The 1,327-nt window shown below is 67.4% G+C and carries 2 protein-coding genes; both read left to right on the top strand.

The window, feature by feature from the left end; genetic code table 11:
• Nucleotides 1-70 precede the first annotated feature (70 nt).
• The gene (locus ACGFYH_RS37370; protein WP_393807625.1) at nucleotides 71-379 is read left to right on the top strand and encodes a transposase; all 309 of its coding nucleotides are present in this window, start codon (nucleotides 71-73) and stop codon (nucleotides 377-379) included.
• A complete protein-coding gene (locus ACGFYH_RS37365) occupies nucleotides 376-1,296 on the top strand; it encodes an IS3 family transposase (protein ID WP_393807624.1) in 921 nt (306 codons plus the stop codon). The genes ACGFYH_RS37370 and ACGFYH_RS37365 overlap by 4 nt, the downstream gene beginning before the upstream one ends.
• Nucleotides 1,297-1,327: the final 31 nt, after the last annotated feature.

The raw sequence follows: 1,327 nt of genomic DNA, 5'->3' as shown, positions 1-1,327 counted from the left end.
CTGAGGTTCCCCCGAGATGCGGGGAGAGGTGACAGGAGGTCAGATGGGGCTCATGAGAGGAGCTCTGACGATGCCTGCCCCGAGGAAGTACCCGCTGGAGTTGCGTGAGCGTGCGGTGCGGATGTACCGCGCTTCCGAGCCGAAGCCCGTGATCCGCCGCATGGCTGAGGAACTCGGCGTGCACCACGAGGCGCTGCGCAACTGGATCCGCCAGGCCGAGGCCGATGCCGGCGAGCGAGGCGACCTGCTCACCACGGCCGAGCGTGAGGAGCTTGCCGCCCTGCGCAAGGAAAACGTCCAGCTCAAGCGTACGAATGAGGTCCTGCGGACGGCCTCGGCTTTTTTCGCGGCCCAGCTCGACCCGACCCGGCCCAGGTGACGGTGCTCGTCGACGAGCACCCACATCTGGGGGTCGAGCCCGTACTCCGGGAACTGAACATCCCCTCCTCCACCTACTACCGCTGGCGCCAGGCGGAGAAGGAGCCGTGCGAACGGCGCCGCCGAGACGCCGAGCTGACGGGCAGGATCCGGCAGGTTTACGACGAGTCCGGCGGGATCTACGGCTCACCCCGCGTGCACGCGGTCCTCAAACGTGAGGGCGTCCACGTCGGCCGCAAGCGCGTCGAGCGGCTCATGCGCCAGGCTGGCCTGGCCGGGATCAGCCCCCGCCGGGGCAAAGGCTTCACCCGACGTGACCCGAACGCCGATCCGGCCCCCGATCTGGTGCAACGCGACTTCACCGCGGCCGGGCCGAACCGGCTGTGGGTCACCGACCTGACCATGATCCCCACCGAAGAGGGACCGTTGTGGCTGTCCGCGATCCGCGACGCCTTCTCCCGCCGGGTCGTGGCCTGGGAGACTTCCGCCCGCGCGGACGCGGACCTGGTCCTCACTTCGCTCGAGTATGCCCTGGCCAGCCGCGAGCCCGTCCCCGGCGAGCTCGTCCACCACGCCGACCACGGCTGTCAATATACGTCCGTGAAGCTCACAACACGCCTGGTCAGGGCCGGTATCCAGGCGTCCATGGGCTCGGTCGGGGACTCGTTCGACAATGCCCTGGCGGAGAACCTGTGGATGGTCATCAAGACCGAATGCATCCGCGGCCGCATCTTCGCCACCAGGGCCGAAGCGACCCTCGCACTCTTCGAGTACATCGACGGTTTCTATAACCCCCGCCGCATCCAGAAACGGCTCGGCTACCTCAGCCCGATCGAGTACGAGGAGAAGCACTACGCCGACCAGGCAGCGACCGAACAAGTGAACCTGAAACCACGTCAACCCGCTCTGACCAGCTAGTCAGCCACTCCCGCACTGCGGGGGAACCTCA

This window comes from Streptomyces sp. NPDC048392, from assembly GCF_043200575.1.
Classification (GTDB): Bacteria; Actinomycetota; Actinomycetes; order Streptomycetales; family Streptomycetaceae; genus Streptomyces.
This window is presented reverse-complemented; position numbering and strand designations above follow the sequence as displayed.